The 19,277-nt window shown below is 66.0% G+C and carries 9 protein-coding genes; 4 read left to right on the plus strand and 5 right to left on the minus strand.

All coding sequences use genetic code 11. The features are described from left to right. Positions 1-30: 30 nt before the first annotated feature. Positions 31-933 carry a CgeB family protein gene (locus tag DTA15_RS06260; RefSeq protein WP_006489557.1) on the minus strand — a complete coding sequence of 301 codons (903 nt, stop codon included), beginning with the start codon at positions 931-933 and terminating at the stop codon, positions 31-33. A gap of 27 nt (positions 934-960) precedes the next feature. After that, on the minus strand, positions 961-2,535 hold the full coding sequence (locus DTA15_RS06265; RefSeq protein ID WP_006489547.1) for a tetratricopeptide repeat protein: 1,575 nt from the start codon (positions 2,533-2,535) through the stop codon (positions 961-963). 351 nt (positions 2,536-2,886) lie between these two features. Between DTA15_RS06265 and DTA15_RS06275 the strand changes: the two genes are divergently transcribed. The 3 genes from DTA15_RS06275 to DTA15_RS06285 all read left to right on the plus strand — a co-directional run bounded on the left by DTA15_RS06275 (position 2,887) and on the right by DTA15_RS06285 (position 5,381). Next, the gene (locus DTA15_RS06275) at positions 2,887-3,201 is read left to right on the plus strand and encodes a hypothetical protein (protein WP_006489539.1); all 315 of its coding nucleotides are present in this window, start codon (positions 2,887-2,889) and stop codon (positions 3,199-3,201) included. Positions 3,202-3,239: 38 nt separating this feature from the next. Next, entirely contained in the window at positions 3,240-4,004 is a 765-nt protein-coding gene (locus DTA15_RS06280) for a glycosyltransferase family 25 protein (protein ID WP_227743176.1), read from the plus strand. 534 nt (positions 4,005-4,538) lie between these two features. After that, a complete protein-coding gene (locus DTA15_RS06285) occupies positions 4,539-5,381 on the plus strand; it encodes a peptidylprolyl isomerase (protein ID WP_006489572.1) in 843 nt (280 codons plus the stop codon). Positions 5,382-5,901: 520 nt separating this feature from the next. Here DTA15_RS06285 and DTA15_RS06290 read toward each other — a convergent pair. From DTA15_RS06290 to DTA15_RS06300, 3 genes are all read right to left on the minus strand, one after another. Further along, positions 5,902-6,222 carry a helix-turn-helix domain-containing protein gene (locus DTA15_RS06290; RefSeq protein WP_006489543.1) on the minus strand — a complete coding sequence of 107 codons (321 nt, stop codon included), beginning with the start codon at positions 6,220-6,222 and terminating at the stop codon, positions 5,902-5,904. Further along, the gene (locus DTA15_RS06295; RefSeq protein WP_012493033.1) at positions 6,219-6,560 is read right to left on the minus strand and encodes a SymE family type I addiction module toxin; all 342 of its coding nucleotides are present in this window, start codon (positions 6,558-6,560) and stop codon (positions 6,219-6,221) included. Before DTA15_RS06295 ends, DTA15_RS06290 begins: the two co-directional genes overlap by 4 nt. 280 nt (positions 6,561-6,840) lie before the next feature. Next, complete coding sequence (locus tag DTA15_RS06300) at positions 6,841-9,873, minus strand: ATP-binding protein (RefSeq protein ID WP_006489553.1); 3,033 nt, start codon at positions 9,871-9,873, stop codon at positions 6,841-6,843. Between the two features lie 474 nt (positions 9,874-10,347). Here DTA15_RS06300 and DTA15_RS06305 point away from each other — a divergent pair, with 474 nt between their 5' ends. Continuing rightward, positions 10,348-19,209, plus strand: coding sequence for a YadA-like family protein (locus DTA15_RS06305; protein ID WP_006492301.1), 8,862 nt, complete (start codon positions 10,348-10,350; stop codon positions 19,207-19,209). Positions 19,210-19,277 lie beyond the last annotated feature (68 nt).

Below are 19,277 nucleotides of genomic sequence, written 5' to 3' on the forward strand. Positions count from 1 at the left end.
AGGACTCGCTCCCGATGGCGTCAGGGATTGTCAAACTGCCTGTGAACAGGCAGTAAATGCGTGCTCTCGGAACGCTGTGGCGACGGCGTCGGCTTGCGGCGCGAGCAATGGCGCGAGCGACCGGGCTTGCGGATGGCGGCCGATCGTCGCCAGCGCGGCGGCTTCGAGCCGGCGGCGTTGCGCGCTATCGCGGACGAGTTCGATGCACGCATCCACCAGCGCGTCGTACGGCGCCGCGCGGAAGCCGTCGGCGTAGTCCGGATCAACCGACGTCGTCGGCGACACCTCGCCGACGATCGCCTTGCCGTTCGTCATCAGATAGAACGCGCGCACGACCTCGAAGATGTGCGACGCGTAGTGATGCAGATTCAGCACGACCTTCGTACGCGTGATGAAGGCCTCGCGTTCGGCGCCGTAGAGGCCGCCGCTGACGATCCCGACGTTCAGCCCGCGTGCCCGCAGCGCATCGAGAATCGTCGCGCGGCGCGGGCCGATCGTGCCGTAGAACAGCACGTCGATATCCTGCTCGACGTCGGCCGGAATGCGGCGCAGCTTCGGATGGAAACCGAGCTTCAGGTAGCGCGCGTGCCCGATGCCGAGGCTGTGCAGCTTTGCGAGGTTGCGCTCGCTGTAGTCCCAGGTTTCATATCGCGATGCCCAGCGATAGATGTTCCGGTTCCACGGCTGTTCGTCGACATGCAGCTGCTCGGTGTTGACGACGATCGTGTCGTCCGGCACGTGCGCGGTCATGTCCGGATCGGCGAGATGGCAGCCGATCAGGATGTTCCGCACATCCGGCATCATGTTGTTTTCGTTGACGTGCACGAGGTGGCCGAGATCGTCGAGCCCGTACGCGATCACCTCGGCGAGTTCCGTGAAGGCGCCCGAATGCGCGTAGCCCGGCGGGCGGACGATGCAGAGGTTGTAGTCCATGACGAATCTCCTGCGGGATGTCGACCGTCAGCCGGCCAGGCGGCGGAGATCGGCGGCGACGGCGTCCATGACCGGCTGCCACTGCGCGAACGTCTTCTGCCGATACAGCAACGCACTCGGGTAGAAGGGGCTGTCGCGGCGCTCGTGCTGCCAGACCCAGTGCGGGTTCGCATCGAGCAGCACCCACGTGCGCTGGCCGAGCGCGCCGCTCAGGTGCGCGGCCGACGTGCAGACGGTGATCACGAGATCGAGCGCGCCGACGAATGCGGCGGTGTCGTCGATCGTTCGCCAATCGCGCGTGCAGTCGTTCACGACGAAGCCGGCCGAGCGGGCGGCTTCGATGTCGTGCTGCGCGCCCGGTTGCAGCGAGTAGAACGCGACGTCCTGCTGCAGGCCGCCGAACGCTTCGGCGTAACGTTCGAGGCCGACGCGGCGAAAGCGGTTGCGCTGGTGGGAGAGGCTGCCTGTCCACGCGAGGCCGACCTTCAGCCGCTTTTCGGCCGCGAGCGCCGTGCGCCACGCGTCGGTGGCGGATGCATCGGCATGGAGGTATGGCACCGTCGTGGCGAGCGCGTCGCCGTCGAGGCCGAGCATGCCCGGAATGCTCATCAGCGGCAGCTCGACATCGAACGCGGGCAGATCCTCGATCCGCATGCTGGTGTCGAACACGTCGACATGCCGGGCAAGGCTGCGCCCGAACAGGTCGCCCATCACCGGAAACGCGTTCCACACGATCCGGCCGCCTTCGCGATGCACGCGCTCCGCGAGCAGCGGCACGTAGCGGCAGAACTGCAGCGCGTCGCCGAGGCCCTGTTCGCCCCACAGGAGCAGCGTCTTGCCCCTCAGCGATTCGCCGCGCCAGCGTGGCCCGGCAAACGCCGGCAGATTGCCGCGCAGTTCGGCCGAACCGTCCCAGCGCGCTTCGTAGTTGGGCCAGCCCGACGCGAAATCGCCTCGCGCAAGCTGGAGCAGCGACACATTGTGGCGATACGTCGGGTTATGCGGCGCGAGTTCGACGGCGCGTTGCGCGTGCCGTTCGGCCTGGCCCCACCATTGCGCTTCCTTCATGGCCGTCGCCGCGTTGTTCACGGCCAGCGCGCTGTCGGGCGCCAGCGAGACTGCCCGGGTGGCCGCGCGCAATGCGCCGTCGAGATCGAAACGGTCGATGCGTGTGATGACCGCATTGGTCCACGCGCGCGCATCGTCGGGGGCATCGTCGAGCGCGCCTTCGATGAGGGCGAATTCCACCTCGGGATCGCCGCCCGTGAGCCGGATCGCGAGCGCGAGATTGTTCTTCAGCGACGGCCACGCGGGCGCGAGTTCGAGCGTGTGGCGATAGGGCGCGATCGCGTCCGCGTGCCGCCCTGCCATCTGCATCGCATAGCCGCAGTTGAATGCGGCGGCGGGCGAATCCGGACGCAGGTCCCAATGGGCGGCGGCCAGTCGGGCGGCGCGATCGGCCGCACCGCGCTCGATCAGCGTTTGCGTGGCGGTGGCGACGGCGGCGTCGTCGATACCGAGCGAGGCGGCATTGGCCAGCGCGGCGAGCATCGTGTCGTCGGTGTCGGCGAATGCGGGCGTGTCGTGGGACGTGATCTGCATGTCGAGGGCTCCGGAGGGCCGGCCGCGTATCGAGGCAGCGGCCGGTGGCAGGTTTGTCGTTGGGGCGCCGCGGCTTGTACGCATGAGCACAAGCCGCGTGGCGCCGGCTTGACGCCCACTTTATGGATCCGCATCAGGCAACTGAATAGGACCAGTCCGAATCGATCGGGCCGCGCGAATTGTGCCCTGTGACGAACCTACCTTTCCGTCGCGTTTGTAGTCCCAGTCCTATTTTTGGGGTCAGCGTTCGCCAATAGGACCTGTCTGATAGAGATCGCGCCCGGCGATCTTTGTAATACGCGGTGTTCCGGCCGACATCGTTCGGCCACTATCAGACAGGGAGTACTGACGATGAGCGCAGCAGATTTTCTGGTGAAAGGCACCGTGATCGGAATGGTCGCGAGCGCGGCCACGGTCGGGATGGTCCATGTGGTGGTCGAGTTCGGCACGCGCTGGTCGTCGAGCGGCATGGTCGTGACGATGGCGAGCGCATTGCTGATGGCGATGCTGCTGCTCGTGCCGCCGCTCGTTGACGCATGGCGTAACCGCAAGGACGTGGTCGATCCGTTCTACGAGCCGGCGGCGTTGAAACCGATGTTGCAGGGACGGACGATCGGCATCGTCGTCGGCATCGTGTTCGGCGTTTCGATCGTGACGGGGTGGTGACGATGTCGATGCCCGTTACCGACCGAACCGATGCGGACATGGTGCACGTAAACGCGCCCGGGATCGATGCGCCGACCGTCTGCAAAACGCTTTGCGTGATCTCGCTGCGAGGCGAGCGTGGCCGCCGCGACGCGTTCCGTGCGAATAATCCGGCGCTCGCGTTCGAATTCGTCGACGCGATCGACGGCCGGGCGCTATCGGACGACGATATCGCACGAAGCGGCCTGTTCGCGCCGGCGTTGCCATACACGCGCGGCGCGATCGGCATCGCGATGACCACGCATCGCCTGTGGACCGACATCGCCGCAGGCAACGAACTGGTCACGATCGTCGAGGACGACGCGATCTTTCGGCCCGACTTCGACGAGACGGCAATGCAATTCCTTGCCGCACACGCGAACCGTTACGACTTCGTCGCGTGGGGCTACAACTTCGATTCGATCCTGCGCGGTGCGATCTTCAACGGCCGCACGCCGGTGACGATGCGCTTCGATGAAGCGGCGCTCGCGCAGGCCGTCGACGAATTCCGGACCGACCGCGGCCCCGTGCTCGTGATGGATCTGCTCGAGTTCTACGGGATCTGCGCGTACACGATCTCACCGGCCGGTGCGCGCTTCCTGCTCGACCACTGCTTTCCGCTGCAACCGGAGACGCTGTTTTCGCACGGGCTCGGCCGCGCGCTGCCGAACTACGGAATCGACGTCGCGATGAACAAGTTCTATGGCGCGATGCGCAGCGTCGCCGCATTTCCGCCGCTCGCCGTGACGATGAACGCGCGCGCAACATCGACGATTCAACGGTGACGCCGTGCGGAATAGGACCAGACTGATTGTGCGGACGCCGTATGCGCTTCGACAATGCGAAAGTCGGGCGGCTGCATGGTACGCGCCCGATACCTCGTATTCGAAGCCTGGCTTCGTTGGACGCGCTGCCCGTTCGTCGGGCAGCGTATTTTTCTCCGCCTGGGGCCGAAGCAAACGATATTGCTTGTGCGGCCAGGTCCGGATAGCAAGACATGAATGCCTTGCGGCGGCCGGTGGGCTCGGTCGCATCTGCACCATTCGGGGCGCAGGTTGGGAGAACGCTGCCTCATGCGAGCGCAGGGCATTCATCTCTGTCTTTCCCTCCGTCGAACGTCGCTGTGCGACTGGCGACGGCGACGCTGCAAAGCCCTGCGCGGCCGACCCCACCGGTTCGCGCTTCAGGTCTGGCCGTGGCGCAATCGCGCGCGCGGCCTGTCAGGCGCCGACCCGGTCGGTCGCCCGCGGTGAATCTGCCGCACCCCCTCCCGGCCGCCATCGCGTGCGGCATCTCCCTCCATCGATGAAGGAATCGTCATGAAGAAGCATCACATTTCCATTGTTTCCACACTGATCGCACTCGCGTGCGCCTGCGGCGCCCCCGTCGCGCGCGCCGCAGGCACGAAAACCGACACGCCGCTGCCGCCGGGCGTCGAAGCGGTCGTCAACGACACACCCATCGCGCGCAGCGATGTGGACAGCATGATCGAAGCGACCGGACAGACCGTCACGCCCGAATTGCGCGCACAAGCCAAGCGTGAGCTGATCGCCCAGCATCTGGTCGAGCAGGCGGCGGAAAAAGCCAACTACGGCAGCCGTCCCGAAGTGAACCGCGTCGTGATGCGTGCGCGCACGGTCGCGGCGACGGATCTCTACCTGCGTGACAACGTGCACCCGCAAGCGGTGACCGATGCGCAGGTGAAGGCGCGTTACGACGACATCGTCGCGAATGCCGCGCAGTTCGAATATCGCGCCGACGTGATCGCCGTAGCCGATCCTGCCGAAGTGAACGCGCTGGTCGCGGAGCTGAAGCAGGGCGCTGCGTTCGACGCGGTGGCGAAGAAGTACAACACGACGCCGAACGGCGGCGTTGCGCAGTGGGTCGAATTGCGTACGCCGGTGGCCGAGGGGAAGACGGGCGGTTTGCCGTTACCGCTCGCGCAGGCGATTACGTCGCTGCAGCCGGGTGCCGTCGCAGGCCCGATCCGGGTCGGTAACGCGTTCGCGATCGTGAAACTCGACGAGAAGCGCGCGACGGTCGTGCCGACCTTCGAAGCGGCGAAGAACGTGCTGCGTCAGCAGCTGGAAGGGCAGGCGCAGCAGCGTGCGATGACGGCGCTGGTGGACAAGCTGGCCGGGCAGGCGACGATTCAGCAGTAAGCGGGTGTATCAGAAAGACGGCGGATCGGGTGATCCGTCGCGGTAGCCGCTGCCGTGGACCACGGCGGCGGCTATTTTTTTGTACAACGCGCGCGGCAGCTATTGTTTGAACTTCATTCGCACGGCATGGCGGGTATCGTCCGCAGGTAATCGAAGGAGCAAAACAACTCCGACAGATTCTTACGCAGACGAAGATCGGTATGTTCCGGTGCCGCATACCGCGGCCGACATGGCGCGCCGGCTTGCCGATCCGGCCATCAAGGCGGCATACGATGAGATGGCGGATGCGTTCGCTGCGCTCCGCGCACGGCTTGCACAGAATCAGCCTGGTCCGATTGGTTGTGACGTTCGTTCACGTTAGATTGAACGAGTGTGGCGCCGGAGCCGCTTCGGCGGCGGCCGTTGGGCCCGGCCGTCGTCACGCTATGCAATTTGATAGCACCTACTCCTAACGCTGCCTCATGCGAGCGCCGAGGCGCTTCCGGCCGCCACACACTTCATTCCTTTGCTCCAGCAGTCGTCAGACCGAAACCGTGATACCCGCCAAGCGCGAGGATCCCGCTGGCCGCACCACGATTTCCACCTGCTGCCCAAACGACACCAGCGCGCGCATCAGCAGATCCAGCGAAACGTTCCGGAGCCGCTCGCGCTGCTCGGGCGTGACCACGGGTCGAGCCATGTCAGCGAGCGCCGCCGCTTCCTCGTCGCTCAGGCCCTGCGACGCGATCAATGCGTTGAGCTTCAGCACGAGCGCGGATTTGGCCGACAGTTCTCCCGCGTCGTCGAAACCGGAATCGGTGGGCGTGCAATCGGTGTGTTGATACGAGGCGTCGCGATTCATTGTGCGTTTCCCGTCATCGCCGCAAGTTGCCGAAGCGCTTGTCCCGTCGCGGGATCGACATCCGGGCGCTCATCCTTCCCGAAACAGTCGCGGCCCTCTTCAGCGATCGGCGTGATCACCAGCCGCTGGTGCGTCACCTCGATCTGCAAGCGCTGTTCGGGCTCGAATCCCGCTTCCTCGATCCACCGGCCGGACAGCTTCATCCACAGATGGAAAACGGGCGGCGCCGTTTCGGCGAACCGCAGGCGCGGAAAGATGCGGCGAGTCTGGAAAGACTCGTGTGAATGGACAAAACAATCTTGGAAAAACGTCGGTGCGCTATGATTCGCGTTAGCCATGACTAACTCCAGTCGAGAGTTGGTGGTGGTCAGCGGCCCGCAGGTGTTCGTGCACTTGCGGGCCGCGCTCGTTTACGCCGCGGATGTCGATCGCCATCTCGTCACATGCTTCGCATGTCGGAGTGACACGAACAACCATGCGGAAACGCGTCACCACTTTAGCGGAGTTCGGCCGGTGTCGGGTGATGGTTGTGTGCGTTTTGCCGGTATTGGCCATTAGGCCAATGTCGCGCATGCTTGCCCTCCAATGAATTCAGCGCGATCGAGCGGGGCGACGGCATCATCGCTTCATCACCGATGTGTTGGAAAACGTGTCGGCCGCTTGCTTCGCGTCACTTGCCGCACGCCGCGCGAGAATCTCGCTCGCACTTTGCCGATAGCGTTCGAACTCACGCGCGAACGCCGCCGCGTCCCCGGCCAGCGCTAGTGCTTCGATCGACGCGCACAGCCCCGAAATGTCCCGCTCCCCAATCATCGCGAACGCACCGCGCATGCTGTGAATCTCCGAGCGTGCAACCTTCAGATCGCCGTCCTGGAGCGCGCGCGCGATGGCGGCGTTCGAGCGTCGCGTCGCGTCGACGAGCACCGTGTGCAGGTCTTTCGGCAGCGGGCCGGCCGCGCGCGACGGCACGGGCGGATGCACCGGCCGGCGCCACGTCCCCGCATGTTTCGTGATCGCCTGTTCGAGCGACTTCAACGACGTCGGCTTCGTGACGATCTCGTCGATGCCGGCTTCCCATGCCAGCTTCAACTCGTCGGGTTCCGCATGCGCGGTCACCGCCAGAATCGGCTGCACGCGTCCGCGCTCGCGCAGCACGCGCGCGAACGCGTAGCCGTCGAGGCCCGGCATGTTCAGGTCGGTCAACACCACCGCGTAGTCGTGGCGATCCACGAGATCGAGCGCTTCCGCGACGTTCGACGCGACATCGGCCTGATAGCCTAGTACGTCGAGCTGATCGTGGATGAGCGAACGGTTGACCGGGTTGTCGTCGACGAACAGCACGCGTGCATTCGGTGCGTCGCCGTCGGCACGCGAGCGGAGCGCGCCCGGCTGGCGATCGAGCGGCAGCGGCAGCGTGACGACGAAGGTCGAGCCGACGCCCGGCACGCTGTCCGCCTCGATGCGTCCGCCCATCGATTCCGCGAGCTTGTAGCTCAGCGCCAGGCCGATGCCCGTCCCGCCGAAGCGGCGCGCGATCGACTCGTCGGCCTGCGCGAACGGCTCGAATACGTGCGCGAGCTGATCGGCCGTCATGCCGATGCCGGAATCGCTGACGCGGATCGTCACGGGCGTCGCGCCGCCGCCCGATGCCGACACCGACAACGCCACCGCGCCGCGGTCGGTGAACTTGATCGCGTTGCTGACCAGGTTGACGGCGATCTGCCGCACGCGCATCGGATCGCCGAGATACGTATGCGTGACCGCCGGATCGACGTCGATGCGCAGCGCGATACCCCTCGCGCCGGCCACTGGCTCGAACAGGTCCGCGACGTCGCGCATCAGTTCATCGATCCGGAAACCGGTCGCTTCGAGCGTCATCCGGTCGGCCTCGATCTTCGTCATGTCGAGCACGTTGTTCAGCATGTCCAGCAGCATCCGGGCAGCCGACGTGACCGCATGCAGGCGCGGCTTCTGCCGGCTCGGGTCGGGCGCCTTGTCGAGCAGTTCGAGATTGCCGAGCATCGCGTTCAACGGCGTGCGGATTTCATGGCTGATCGTCGCGAGGAACGTCGACTTAGCGCGGTTCGCGCTGTCGAGCGCGCGCTGGGCGTCGGCGCGCGTCGTGATGTCGGAGAAGCTGCACAGCAGCGCGTCCTTGCCCTTGTAGCGCACGCGGACGAAGTTGACGAGCAGGTCGCGCGTGCGCCCATCGTCGAGCGTCACCGGCAGCTCGACGTCGAGCTGGGCCGGCGACGCGTCCGCGTGCTCGCGGTAGCGTGCCAGCAGCCGCTCGTGCAGCGGCGGGGCACCGGCCTCGCGGTCGTACAGCTCGAGCATCCGGTTGCGCAGCAGTACCTGATGCGTGTCGGGCGACACGAGACCGATGCCGAACGGCGCGGTCGCGACGATCGTGCGGCTCATCCGCTCGCTTTCGAACACGCGGCGCGAGCGACGGAACAGCGGCGCGAACACCCGCAGATCGAACGCGATCACGAGCGTCCACAGCACGATCAGGATGGTTGCGATCGTGCCGAATTCGCGCAGCATCGTTGCCCAGATCGCATAGGCGATCGTGTGCCACGAATACGCATAGACGATCGCGTAGCCGGTGTCCGAGATCCGGTCGGTGATCGTGAACACGCCGTGCCGGTAGCTTTCGTCGAAATTCACGAGGCCGCGGCGCCACGTGCCTTCGGCGAGCGCGTGCTTCATCAGCGCGGCGCCGTCCTCCGAGTTGTCGGTGCGATCGACGTCGAGCACCACGCGGCCGTGTTGGTCGACCAGCATCGCAACGGCATCTTCGGGCGCGTGCCTGAGCCGGTCGGCGATCACGTCGACGTCGAAATCGCTGACGAAAGTCATGAAATGCTTCTGCCCGTCGAAGGCGGGTTCGACGAGACGGAACACCGTCTTGCCGGTCAATGGGTCGATCGCCGGTGCTTGCCACGCGATCCGGCGCGACAGGCGCCAGTAGCGCGCGATCGCCGGATTGGACCAGTCGGCCACGTCGAACGCGAGGTGCTGGATCAGCGCATGCGTGTCGGGCACGCCGATGTGCGCAAGCAGGTCCGGATACGGCATCGACGGCGGCGGCGTGATCGCGATCACGTTGCGGTCGGGGCTGTACGCGTAGCCGCGCACCGCGCGCCCGGTCTGGCGCTCGGCGGCCGCGACGGAAATCGTCTGGCGCTCCATCAATTGGACGTAGCGATCGGTTTCGTCGTTGGCCAGCGCGTCGGGCGACGCGGCCAGGAAGATCTCGCTCACGCCGCGCATCGGCGCGAGCAGCACGTGGCCGTCCTTGCGTAGCGCGTCGGAGGCTTCGCGCGCATGCGGCGGATGGCCGTTCCACAGCAACTCCGCATTGATCACTGCGCGGCGCATCGACGCCTGCTTCGCGTCCATTTCGAGTTGCACGAGCGCCTTGTGCGTCAAGAACAGGTCGCGGCGCTCGGTGATGTAGTCGCGCACCGAGCCGACGAGCAGGATGCCGGCCGCGATCAGGATCACGAGCGACAGCACGACCGCGCCGCCGTACAACGTGAAGCGCTGATACCGGTTCAGCAGGCTCAGGTCGCGCGCGTCGTCGTCGATCGACGCGAACGGCTCGCTGGCGTCCGTATGGGACGCGAAGAGATGGCGGATGGGCATGAGACGAAGGCCGGTAAATCAAAGCGAAAATCGGGAGACGCGCACGGCGCGGGCGGCAACAGCCGCGGCGGGGCCGGGACGCGGACGATATCCGCGAGCCATGCTGATGGCAGCGCAATGCGTTGCCGGCTCGGGGAACGGGAAAATTATCGGGATAGCGGACGGGCCTGTATGTAGGGCAGTCCGAAACACTCGCGCGCGATGGATAGGACCAGTCCTATTCATGCAATCGGTTGCGCGCTGCGTATATAAGGCCTGACGCGCGGATGTGTCAAACGGAATCGGTCAGGAGAACGGTGCGTCGGCGCGTGGTTTGCACGACCGATTGTCAAGCATCGTCATGTTAGGACTGGGCCTACGAAATAAGTCGTCGCACGTCCAGCCGTCTGATTATCGAAATGACAGGCGATCAATACATTGGCATCTGTGGACGAGGAGTGTCCTCCTCCCCTTTTTTCTACAGAGGCAATCAACATGAACAAGAGTTATCGCACCGTCTGGAACGCGACGACGGGTACATGGACGGCGGCAGCCGAAACGGCGCGGATGCGCACGAAATCGAAGTCGAATTCCGCGATGCGGTCGTCGGTGACGGCGGCGGTGGCGGTCATGGCCGGCGTGGGCGGCGGTGCGATGTCGGCCGATGCGAATGCCCAGGCGGCGAACGGCAATGGTTCGCTGACGCTTTGCACGCCGGGCGGTAGCGGCGGCTATTACGGGTCGGTTTTCGGTGGCGGATCCATCTCGGGTACGCGATTGACCGGGTGCGGGGCCGCGGTCTCCACGTTCAGACTCAGCGAAGGTCACGTAAGGTCGTTTCAGCTGTATAACAACAGCGCTGCGAACGGCTCCGGCGCAGGTCAGGCAAGTGCCGCGACCGAGGCCGGCATCAGCGGCACCGTCGACGGGCACCTCTTCCTGCTGGGCGGTTCCGGCGTGCATCTCCGTGGCCCGGTGGACGTCGACAGCAACGTCGACATGACGAACCACCGCATCAATAACCTCGCGGCTGGTACGGCCGGCACGGATGCGGTCAACGTCAATCAGCTGAATACGGCGATCGCCAATGCGAAAGCGGCGGACAATCCCTATATCAAGATCATTGGCAGTGCGGCGGGAATTTCCGATACCGCGGCATCCGCCTCCAGCGGCTCGGTTGCAATGGGGCGAGGGGCGGTTGCCGGTGCCGTTTACACCACGGCCATCGGTAACGATTCGCATGCGAACGGCCAATCCTCGACTGCGGTCGGGGTAACGTCGAGCGCGAGCGGATCCCAATCCGTCGTCGTCGGCAATTCAACTTTTGCTGGCAATCAAGGTACTGCCATCGGCTACGGTGCAAATGCGAGAGGCACTAACGCTGCTGCTCTCGGCACTCGAGCTGCAGCGAGCGGCGGAGACTCGTTGGCGCTCGGTACGAACGCCAGCGCAGCAGGCACGGGTGCCGTCGCGCTGGGCTATGGATCGGAAGCGACCCGCAACAATACCGTATCGGTCGGCAAGACAGGCGCTGAACGCCAGATCGCTAACGTCGCTGCAGGTACGCAGGGCACGGATGCGGTCAACCTCAACCAGTTGAACACGGCGATTGCCGGCGTGAAGACGTCGGACAATCCGTACGTCAAAATAGTCGGCAATACGGCCGCTGAGGCGTCGGGGATGGGGTCGGTTTCGATCGGAAGCGGCTCGGTCGCCCGATCGGGGAGCAGCGGCGGCAACATTGCGATCGGGAATGGCGCCACGGCCGACACATCTGGCGGCGGGTACGGCACGATGGCGCTCGGTTACGGCGCAAAAGCCGGTACCTCCGGCTATTCCGGCGGCATGGCGATCGGTTTGGGCGCCAATTCGACTCACGGCAACGTTGCGATCGGCGACGGTGCCCAAGCCTCGGGCAAAGCCGGTGACGCAGCGACCTATCGTGGCGTGACCGCGATCGGTAATAACGCTACCGCGAATGCGGCTTCCAGCGTCGCGCTTGGGTATCTTTCGGTTGCTGATCGAGACAACTCGGTTTCGGTCGGCTCGTCGACCCTTCAGCGGCAGATTACCAACGTGGCCGCTGGCACGGCGGACACCGATGCGGTGAACGTTTCTCAGCTGAAGGGCTCGGGCCTGATCGGAGACGACGGCAAGTCGATCGCCGCGGTGACGTACGACCGTAACGCAGACGGCACGCCGAACTACGGCACGGTGACGCTGGGTAACGGCAATGGCCCGACGCAGATCAAGAACGTCGCGGATGCGAAGGATGATCACGACGCGTTGAACCTCGGTCAGTTGAAGGACGCAGGCCTGGTCGGCGACGACGGTGCAGGCAAGCTGACGTCGGCGGCAGTGACGTACGACAAGAACGCGGACGGCACGATCAACCACGACAAGGCCACGCTGGCCGGCACGAGCGGCACGACGCTGTCGAACGTGAAGGCAGGCGTTGCCGATATGGACGCGGTGAACGTGTCGCAGCTGAAGGGTTCGGGCCTGATCGGAGACGACGGCAAGTCGATCGCCGCGGTGACGTACGACCGTAACGCAGACGGCACGCCGAACTACGGCACGGTGACGCTGGGCAACGGCAATGGCCCGACGCAGATCAAGAACGTCGCGGACGCGAAGGACGATCACGACGCGCTGAACCTCGGCCAGTTGAAGGACACGGGCCTGGTGGGCGAAGACGGTGCGGGCAAGCTGACGTCGCTGGCGGTGACGTACGACGGCGCGGCGAAGGACAGCGTGACGCTGGGCGGCACGGGCGCGACCGCGCCGGTGGCGCTGCACAACGTGGCGGACGGTGTTCTGTCGGCGACGAGCAAGGACGCGGTGAACGGTTCGCAGCTGTTCGCGACGAACACGCGCGTGGGTGATCTGGAAGATTCGCTGTCGAAGGGCGGTGTGATCGACCCGGTGACGGGCGAATCGCTGGCCGTGGTGTACGACAGCAACGCGAAGGACACCGTGACGCTGAAGGGCACGAACGGCACGACGCTGTCGAACGTGAAGGCCGGCGCTGCCGACATGGACGCGGTGAACGTTTCTCAGCTGAAGGGTTCGGGCCTGATCGGAGACGACGGCAAGTCGATCGCCGCGGTCACGTACGACCGTAACGCGGACGGCACGCCGAACTACGGCACGGTGACGCTGGGCAACGGCAATGGTCCGACGCAAGTCAAGAACGTCGCGACGGGCGTCGAGGACACCGACGCGGTCAACGTCAAGCAGCTGACGTCCGGCCTGTCGGATCTGAAGGACGAAATGTCCCGCGCCGACCTGCGCTTCGTCAAGGTCAATGCCGACCCGGTCACGGGCACGCCGGCTATCGCAAGCGGCGCGCTGGCTGTCGCCATCGGTTCCGACGCACGTGCCACCAGCGCCAACTCGCTGGCACTCGGCAGCGGCGCGCGCGTGACGGGCGCGGGCTCGGTCGCGATCGGCTACAACTCGGTTGCCAACCAGAACAACGTCGTGTCGGTGGGCGACGTGGGCCGGGAACGCAAGATCGTCAACGTGGCGGACGGTGACGTCGCATTCCAGAGCACCGACGCGGTCAATGGCGGCCAGCTCTATGCGGCGCTGAACACGTTGTCGACGTCGGTGACTTCGAAGACGCAGCAGGCGATCGATACGTTCTCGACGGAAATCGACAAGAAGACGAAGGCCGCGATCGACGAGGTCAGTTCGCGCTCCATGCAGCCGATGGACGTCAGCGACCCGCTCGTCGCGATCGAAGGCCTGCAGGGCAACAACGTCGCTTCGCTGAACGGTGCGGATCCGGCTACGGCAACGGCAGCCGCGATCGGTTCGTCGACCGCGGCAAGCGGCGCGAACGCGGTGGCAATCGGCCTGCAAAGCGGCGCGGGTTCCAACAACTCGGTCGCGCTCGGCAGCTTTGCGCAAACCGGCGCCGGCCAGGACTACTCGGTCGCGATGGGTTCGAACGTCCAGACGAACGGCACGCAAGCCGTCGCGATGGGTGCGAACACGCAGGCGAACGGCGACTATGCACTGGCGATCGGCAACAACGGCGCACAGGCGGTCGGCGACAGCTCGATCGCGGTCGGTAACGGTGCGAACGTGCGCGCCGGCGCGACCAACGCGATGGCAATCGGTACGGGTGCGAACGTCGCACGCAACGTCGAAGGCGCGATGGCGCTCGGCGCGAACTCGACCTCGGGCGCGGCCAACAGCATCGCACTCGGCTCGAACTCGTTCTCGAATCGTGCGGACACGCTGTCGGTCGGCCGCGCAGGCGCGGAACGCCAGATCGTCAACGTCGCGGCCGGTACGCAGGCGACCGATGCGGTGAACGTCAGCCAGCTGAAGGGCGTGACGGACTCGCTCGGCGGCGGCACGACGATCGGTGCGGACGGCAGCATCACGAAGCCGACGTACAACGTGGGCGGCACGGATTACCACAACGTCGGCGATGCCCTCGATGCGCTGGAAAAGAGCAGCGGCAGCAATCCGCTGGCCGTGGCGTACGACAGCGCGGCGAAGGACACCGTGACGCTGGGCGGCGTGGGCGCCACGACGCCGGTCGCACTGAAGAACGTCGCGGATGCGAAGGACGACCACGACGCGCTGAACCTCGGCCAGCTGAAGAACGCCGGCCTGGTCGGTGACGACGGCGCGGGCAAGCTGACGTCGGCGGCAGTGACGTACGACAAGAACGCGGACGGCACGATCAACCACGACAAGGCCACGCTGGCGGGCACGAGCGGCACGACGCTGTCGAACGTGAAGGCGGGTGTTGCCGATATGGACGCGGTGAACGTGTCGCAACTGAAGGGTTCGGGCCTGATCGGCGACGACGGCAAGTCGATCGCGGCGGTGACGTACGACCGTAACGCGGACGGCACGCCGAACTATGGTTCGGTGACGCTGGGCAACGGCACGGGGCCGACGCAGCTGAAGAACGTCGCGGACGCGAAGGACGACCACGACGCGCTGAACCTCGGCCAGTTGAAGGATACGGGCCTGGTGGGTGAAGACGGCGCAGGCAAGCTGACGTCGGCAGCGGTGACGTACGACAAGAACGCGGACGGCACGATTAACCATGACAAGGCCACGCTGGCCGGCACGAGCGGCACGACGCTGTCGAACGTGAAGGCAGGCGTTGCCGACATGGACGCGGTGAACGTGTCGCAGCTGAAGGACGCGGGCCTGATCGATCCGTCGACGGGTAAGCCGATGGCAGCAGTGACGTACGACAGCGCGGCGAAGGACACGGTGACGCTGGGCGGCGTGGGCGCAACGACGCCGGTCGCACTGAAGAACGTGGCCGACGCGAAGGACGATCACGACGCACTGAACCTCGGCCAGCTGAAGGATACGGGCCTGGTGGGCGAAGACGGCGCGGGCAAGCTGACGTCGCTGGCGGTGACGTACGACGGCGCGTCGAAGGACAGCGTGACGCTGGGCGGCACGGGCGCGACCGCGCCGGTGGCGCTGCACAACATTGCGGACGGTGTTCTGTCGGCGACGAGCAAGGACGCGGTGAACGGTTCGCAGCTGTTCGCGACGAACACGCGCGTGGGTGATCTGGAAGATTCGCTGAAGCAGGGCGGTGTGATCGACCCGACGACGGGCGAATCGCTGGCCGTGGTGTACGACAGCACGGCGAAGAACAGCGTGACGCTGGGCAACGCCGGTACGCCGGTGGGTATCCACAACCTTGCAGCCGGCACGGTGAACGCGACGAGCAATGACGCGATCAACGGTTCGCAGCTGTTCACCGTGTCGAAGAGCGTTGCCGACAAGATCGGCGGCGGCGCGGGTGTCGGCGCGGACGGTTCGATCACGGACCCGACTTACTCGGTCGGCGGCCAGGATTACCACAACGTGGGTGACGCCCTCGATGCGCTCGACAAGAACAGCGGCAACAATCCGCTGGCAGTGGCCTACGACAGCGCGGCGAAGGACACCGTGACGCTGGGCGGCGTGGGCGCCACGACGCCGGTCGCACTGAAGAACGTCGCGGATGCGAAGGACGACCACGACGCGCTGAACCTCGGCCAGCTGAAGAACGCCGGCCTGGTCGGCGACGACGGTGCGGGCAACCTGACGTCGGCGGCAGTGACGTACGACAAGAACGCGGACGGCACGATCAACCACGACAAGGCCACGCTGGCCGGCACGAGCGGCACGACGCTGTCGAACGTGAAGGCGGGTGTTGCCGACATGGACGCGGTGAACGTTTCTCAGCTGAAGGGTTCGGGCCTGATCGGAGACGACGGCAAGTCGATCGCCGCGGTCACGTACGACCGTAACGCGGACGGCACGCCGAACTATGGTTCGGTGACGCTGGGCAACGGCACGGGGCCGACGCAGCTGAAGAACGTCGCGGACGCGACGGACGACGGCGACGCGCTGAACCTCGGCCAGTTGAAGAACGCGGGTCTGGTTGGCGAGGACGGCGCAGGCAAGCTGACGTCGGCGGCAGTGACGTACGACAAGAACGCGGACGGCACGATCAACCATGACAAGGCCACGCTGGCGGGCACGAGCGGCACGACGCTGTCGAACGTGAAGGCGGGTGTTGCCGACATGGACGCGGTGAACGTGAGCCAGCTGAAGGGTTCGGGCCTGATCGGCGATGACGGCAAGTCGATCGCCGCGGTGACGTACGACCGTAACGCGGACGGCACGCCGAACTACGGTTCGGTGACGCTGGGCAACGGCACGGGGCCGACGCAGCTGAAGAACGTGGCCGACGCGAAGGACGACCACGACGCACTGAACCTCGGCCAGATGAAGGATGCGGGCCTGGTCGGCGAGGACGGCGCAGGCAAGCTGACGTCGGCCGCAGTGACGTACGACAAGAACGCGGACGGCACGATCAACCACGACAAGGCCACGCTGGCCGGCACGAGCGGCACGACGCTGTCGAACGTGAAGGCAGGTGTTGCCGACATGGACGCGGTGAACGTGTCGCAGCTGAAGGACGCGGGCCTGATCGATCCGTCGACGGGCAAGTCGCTTGCAGCAGTGACGTATGACGACGCGACGAAGAGCACCGTGACGCTGGGCGGCGTGGGCGCAACGACGCCGGTCGCACTGAAGAACGTGGCCGACGGCACGGATCGTCACGACGCGATCAACCTCGGCCAGTTGCAGGACGCGGGCCTGGTGGCGCCGGTCGATCCGACGGACCCGGGCAAGGGCCTGAAGTCGCTCGCCGTGGCATACGACAGCGCGACGCAGGACGTGGTCACGCTGAAGGGCACGGACGGCACGACGATCACGAACGTGAAGGCGGGCGCGGTCACGGCCACCAGCACGGACGCGATCAACGGTTCGCAACTGCACGCGACGGCGCAAAGCGTGGCCGATTCGCTGGGCGGCGGCTCGACCGTCGACGCGGACGGCAAGGTGACGAACCCGTCGTATTCGCTGGCCGACCCGACGGATGCGTCGAAGAAGGCGGAGTACAGCAACGTGGGTGACGCGCTGGCGAACCTCGACGGCCGTACGTCGACGAACACGGAGAACATCACCGTGATCAACAAGCAGCTCGCCGATTCGGGTCTGGTCGATCCGGCGACGGGCCAGTCGATCGCGGCGGTGACGTACGACCGCAATGCCGACGGCACGCCGAACAAGGGTTCGGTGACGCTCGGCGGCGCGGGCGCGACGGCTCCGGTGGCGTTGAAGAACGTGGCGGACGGTGTGGACGCGCACGATGCAGTGAACCTCGGTCAGCTGCAGGGCGCGGGCCTGGTGGCGCCGGTCGATCCGACGAACCCGGGTGCGGGTCTGACGTCGCTGGCGGTGACGTACGACAAGCACGCGGACGGTTCGGCGAACTTCGACCAGATCACGCTGAAGGGCACGGACGGCTCGACGATCACGAACGTGAAGGCAGGCGCGGTGAACGCGACCAGCACGGACGCCGTGAACGGTTCGCAGCTGTACGGCGCATCGAAGAGCGTGGCGGATTCGCTGGGCGGCGGTTCGACCGTCGACGCGAACGGCAACGTGACGAACCCGACGTACACGGTCAACAACCAGAAGTTCGACAACGTCGGCGATGCGATCGAGAACATCTCGAACAGCCTCGTCCACGGCTCGATCGGCCTGGTCCAGCAGGACGACGTGACGCGCGACATCACGGTCGCGAAGGACACGGACGGCACGACCGTGAACTTTGCGGGCACGGCGGGCGACCGCGTGCTGACCGGCGTGGGTGCGGGTGCGGTGAGCGCGACGAGCAACGACGCGATCAACGGCTCGCAACTGCACGGCACCGCGCAGAGCGTGGCGGACGTGATCGGCGGCGGCACGACCGTCGATGCGGACGGCAAGCTCGCGGACACGTCGATCGAGGTGAACGGCAACAAGTACAAGACCGTGGCCGAAGCAGTCCAGGCCGCGGCGCAGTACGGCGCGACCGATTCGCTCGCGGTGCGTTACGACCTGAATGCGGACGGCACGCCGAACTACGGTTCGGTCACGCTGGGCGGTTCGGGCTCGGCACCGGTGCGCCTGACCAACGTCGCGGACGGCGCGAGCAAGTATGACGCTGTGAACTTCGGCCAGTTGAGTGAGCTGAACGACAAGATCGGCGGCCTCGACGACCGCGTCGGTGCCCTGGAGCAGAACCCGGGCCCTGGCACCCCGAACCCTGGCGGCCCCGGCAACGAGTACTTCGCTGGCACCGACATCGGTTCGGACGGCACGACGCCGGCGAACGCAGGCGACGGCACGGGCAACACGGCCGCCGGCTCGAACGCACGGGTCGGCACGGGCGTGAACAACGGCACGGCGATCGGTTCGGGCGCCGGCGTGTCGAAGGACGGCGGTGTGGCGATTGGCTCCAACGCGGCGAGCGCCGCCGAAGGGGCGGTCGCGATCGGCCGCGGTTCGGACGCATCGGGCAGCAAGTCGACTGCGATCGGCGACGGCGCGAAGGCGTCGGGTGCGAACTCGGTGGCGCTGGGTTCGGGTTCGCAGGCGACTGAAGCGAACACGGTCTCGTTCGGCGATGGCAGCGAGGACGGCAACCGCCGGATCGTCAACATCCGCGACGGTATCAACGAGACCGACGCCGCGACGAAGGGGCAGCTCGACCGCGCCGTGGGCGGCTTGCAAGGCCAGGTCAACGACCTGTCGCGCAACGCCTACTCCGGTATCGCCGCAGCGACCGCGCTGACGATGATTCCGGGCGTCGATCCGGGCAAGACCGTGTCGTTCGGTATCGGCGGCGCGACCTACAAGGGCTATCAGGCGGTGGCGTTCGGCGGCGAAGCCCGCATCACGCAGAACCTGAAGATGAAGGCCGGCGTGGGTCTGTCGAGCGGTGGCAACACCGTCGGCGTGGGCGCTTCGTACCAGTGGTAATGCGCCGGGCGGGGCATGAGCCCCGCCCGCGCCACCCATCCGACTGATTCCGAATCCATTCAACCTTT

Source organism: Burkholderia cenocepacia (assembly GCF_900446215.1).
Lineage (GTDB): Bacteria > Pseudomonadota > Gammaproteobacteria > Burkholderiales > Burkholderiaceae > Burkholderia > Burkholderia cenocepacia.

Coding starts and splice junctions, on each gene's coding strand:
- DTA15_RS06285 (WP_006489572.1), top strand. CDS start 4,539: ATGAAGAAGCATCACATTTCCATTGTTTCCACACTGATCGCACTCGCG.
- DTA15_RS06290 (WP_006489543.1), bottom strand. CDS start 6,222: ATGAATCGCGACGCCTCGTATCAACACACCGATTGCACGCCCACCGAT.
- DTA15_RS06275 (WP_006489539.1), top strand. CDS start 2,887: ATGAGCGCAGCAGATTTTCTGGTGAAAGGCACCGTGATCGGAATGGTC.
- DTA15_RS06260 (WP_006489557.1), bottom strand. CDS start 933: ATGGACTACAACCTCTGCATCGTCCGCCCGCCGGGCTACGCGCATTCG.
- DTA15_RS06280 (WP_227743176.1), top strand. CDS start 3,240: ATGGTGCACGTAAACGCGCCCGGGATCGATGCGCCGACCGTCTGCAAA.
- DTA15_RS06305 (WP_006492301.1), top strand. CDS start 10,348: ATGAACAAGAGTTATCGCACCGTCTGGAACGCGACGACGGGTACATGG.
- DTA15_RS06300 (WP_006489553.1), bottom strand. CDS start 9,873: ATGCCCATCCGCCATCTCTTCGCGTCCCATACGGACGCCAGCGAGCCG.
- DTA15_RS06295 (WP_012493033.1), bottom strand. CDS start 6,560: ATGGCTAACGCGAATCATAGCGCACCGACGTTTTTCCAAGATTGTTTT.
- DTA15_RS06265 (WP_006489547.1), bottom strand. CDS start 2,535: ATGCAGATCACGTCCCACGACACGCCCGCATTCGCCGACACCGACGAC.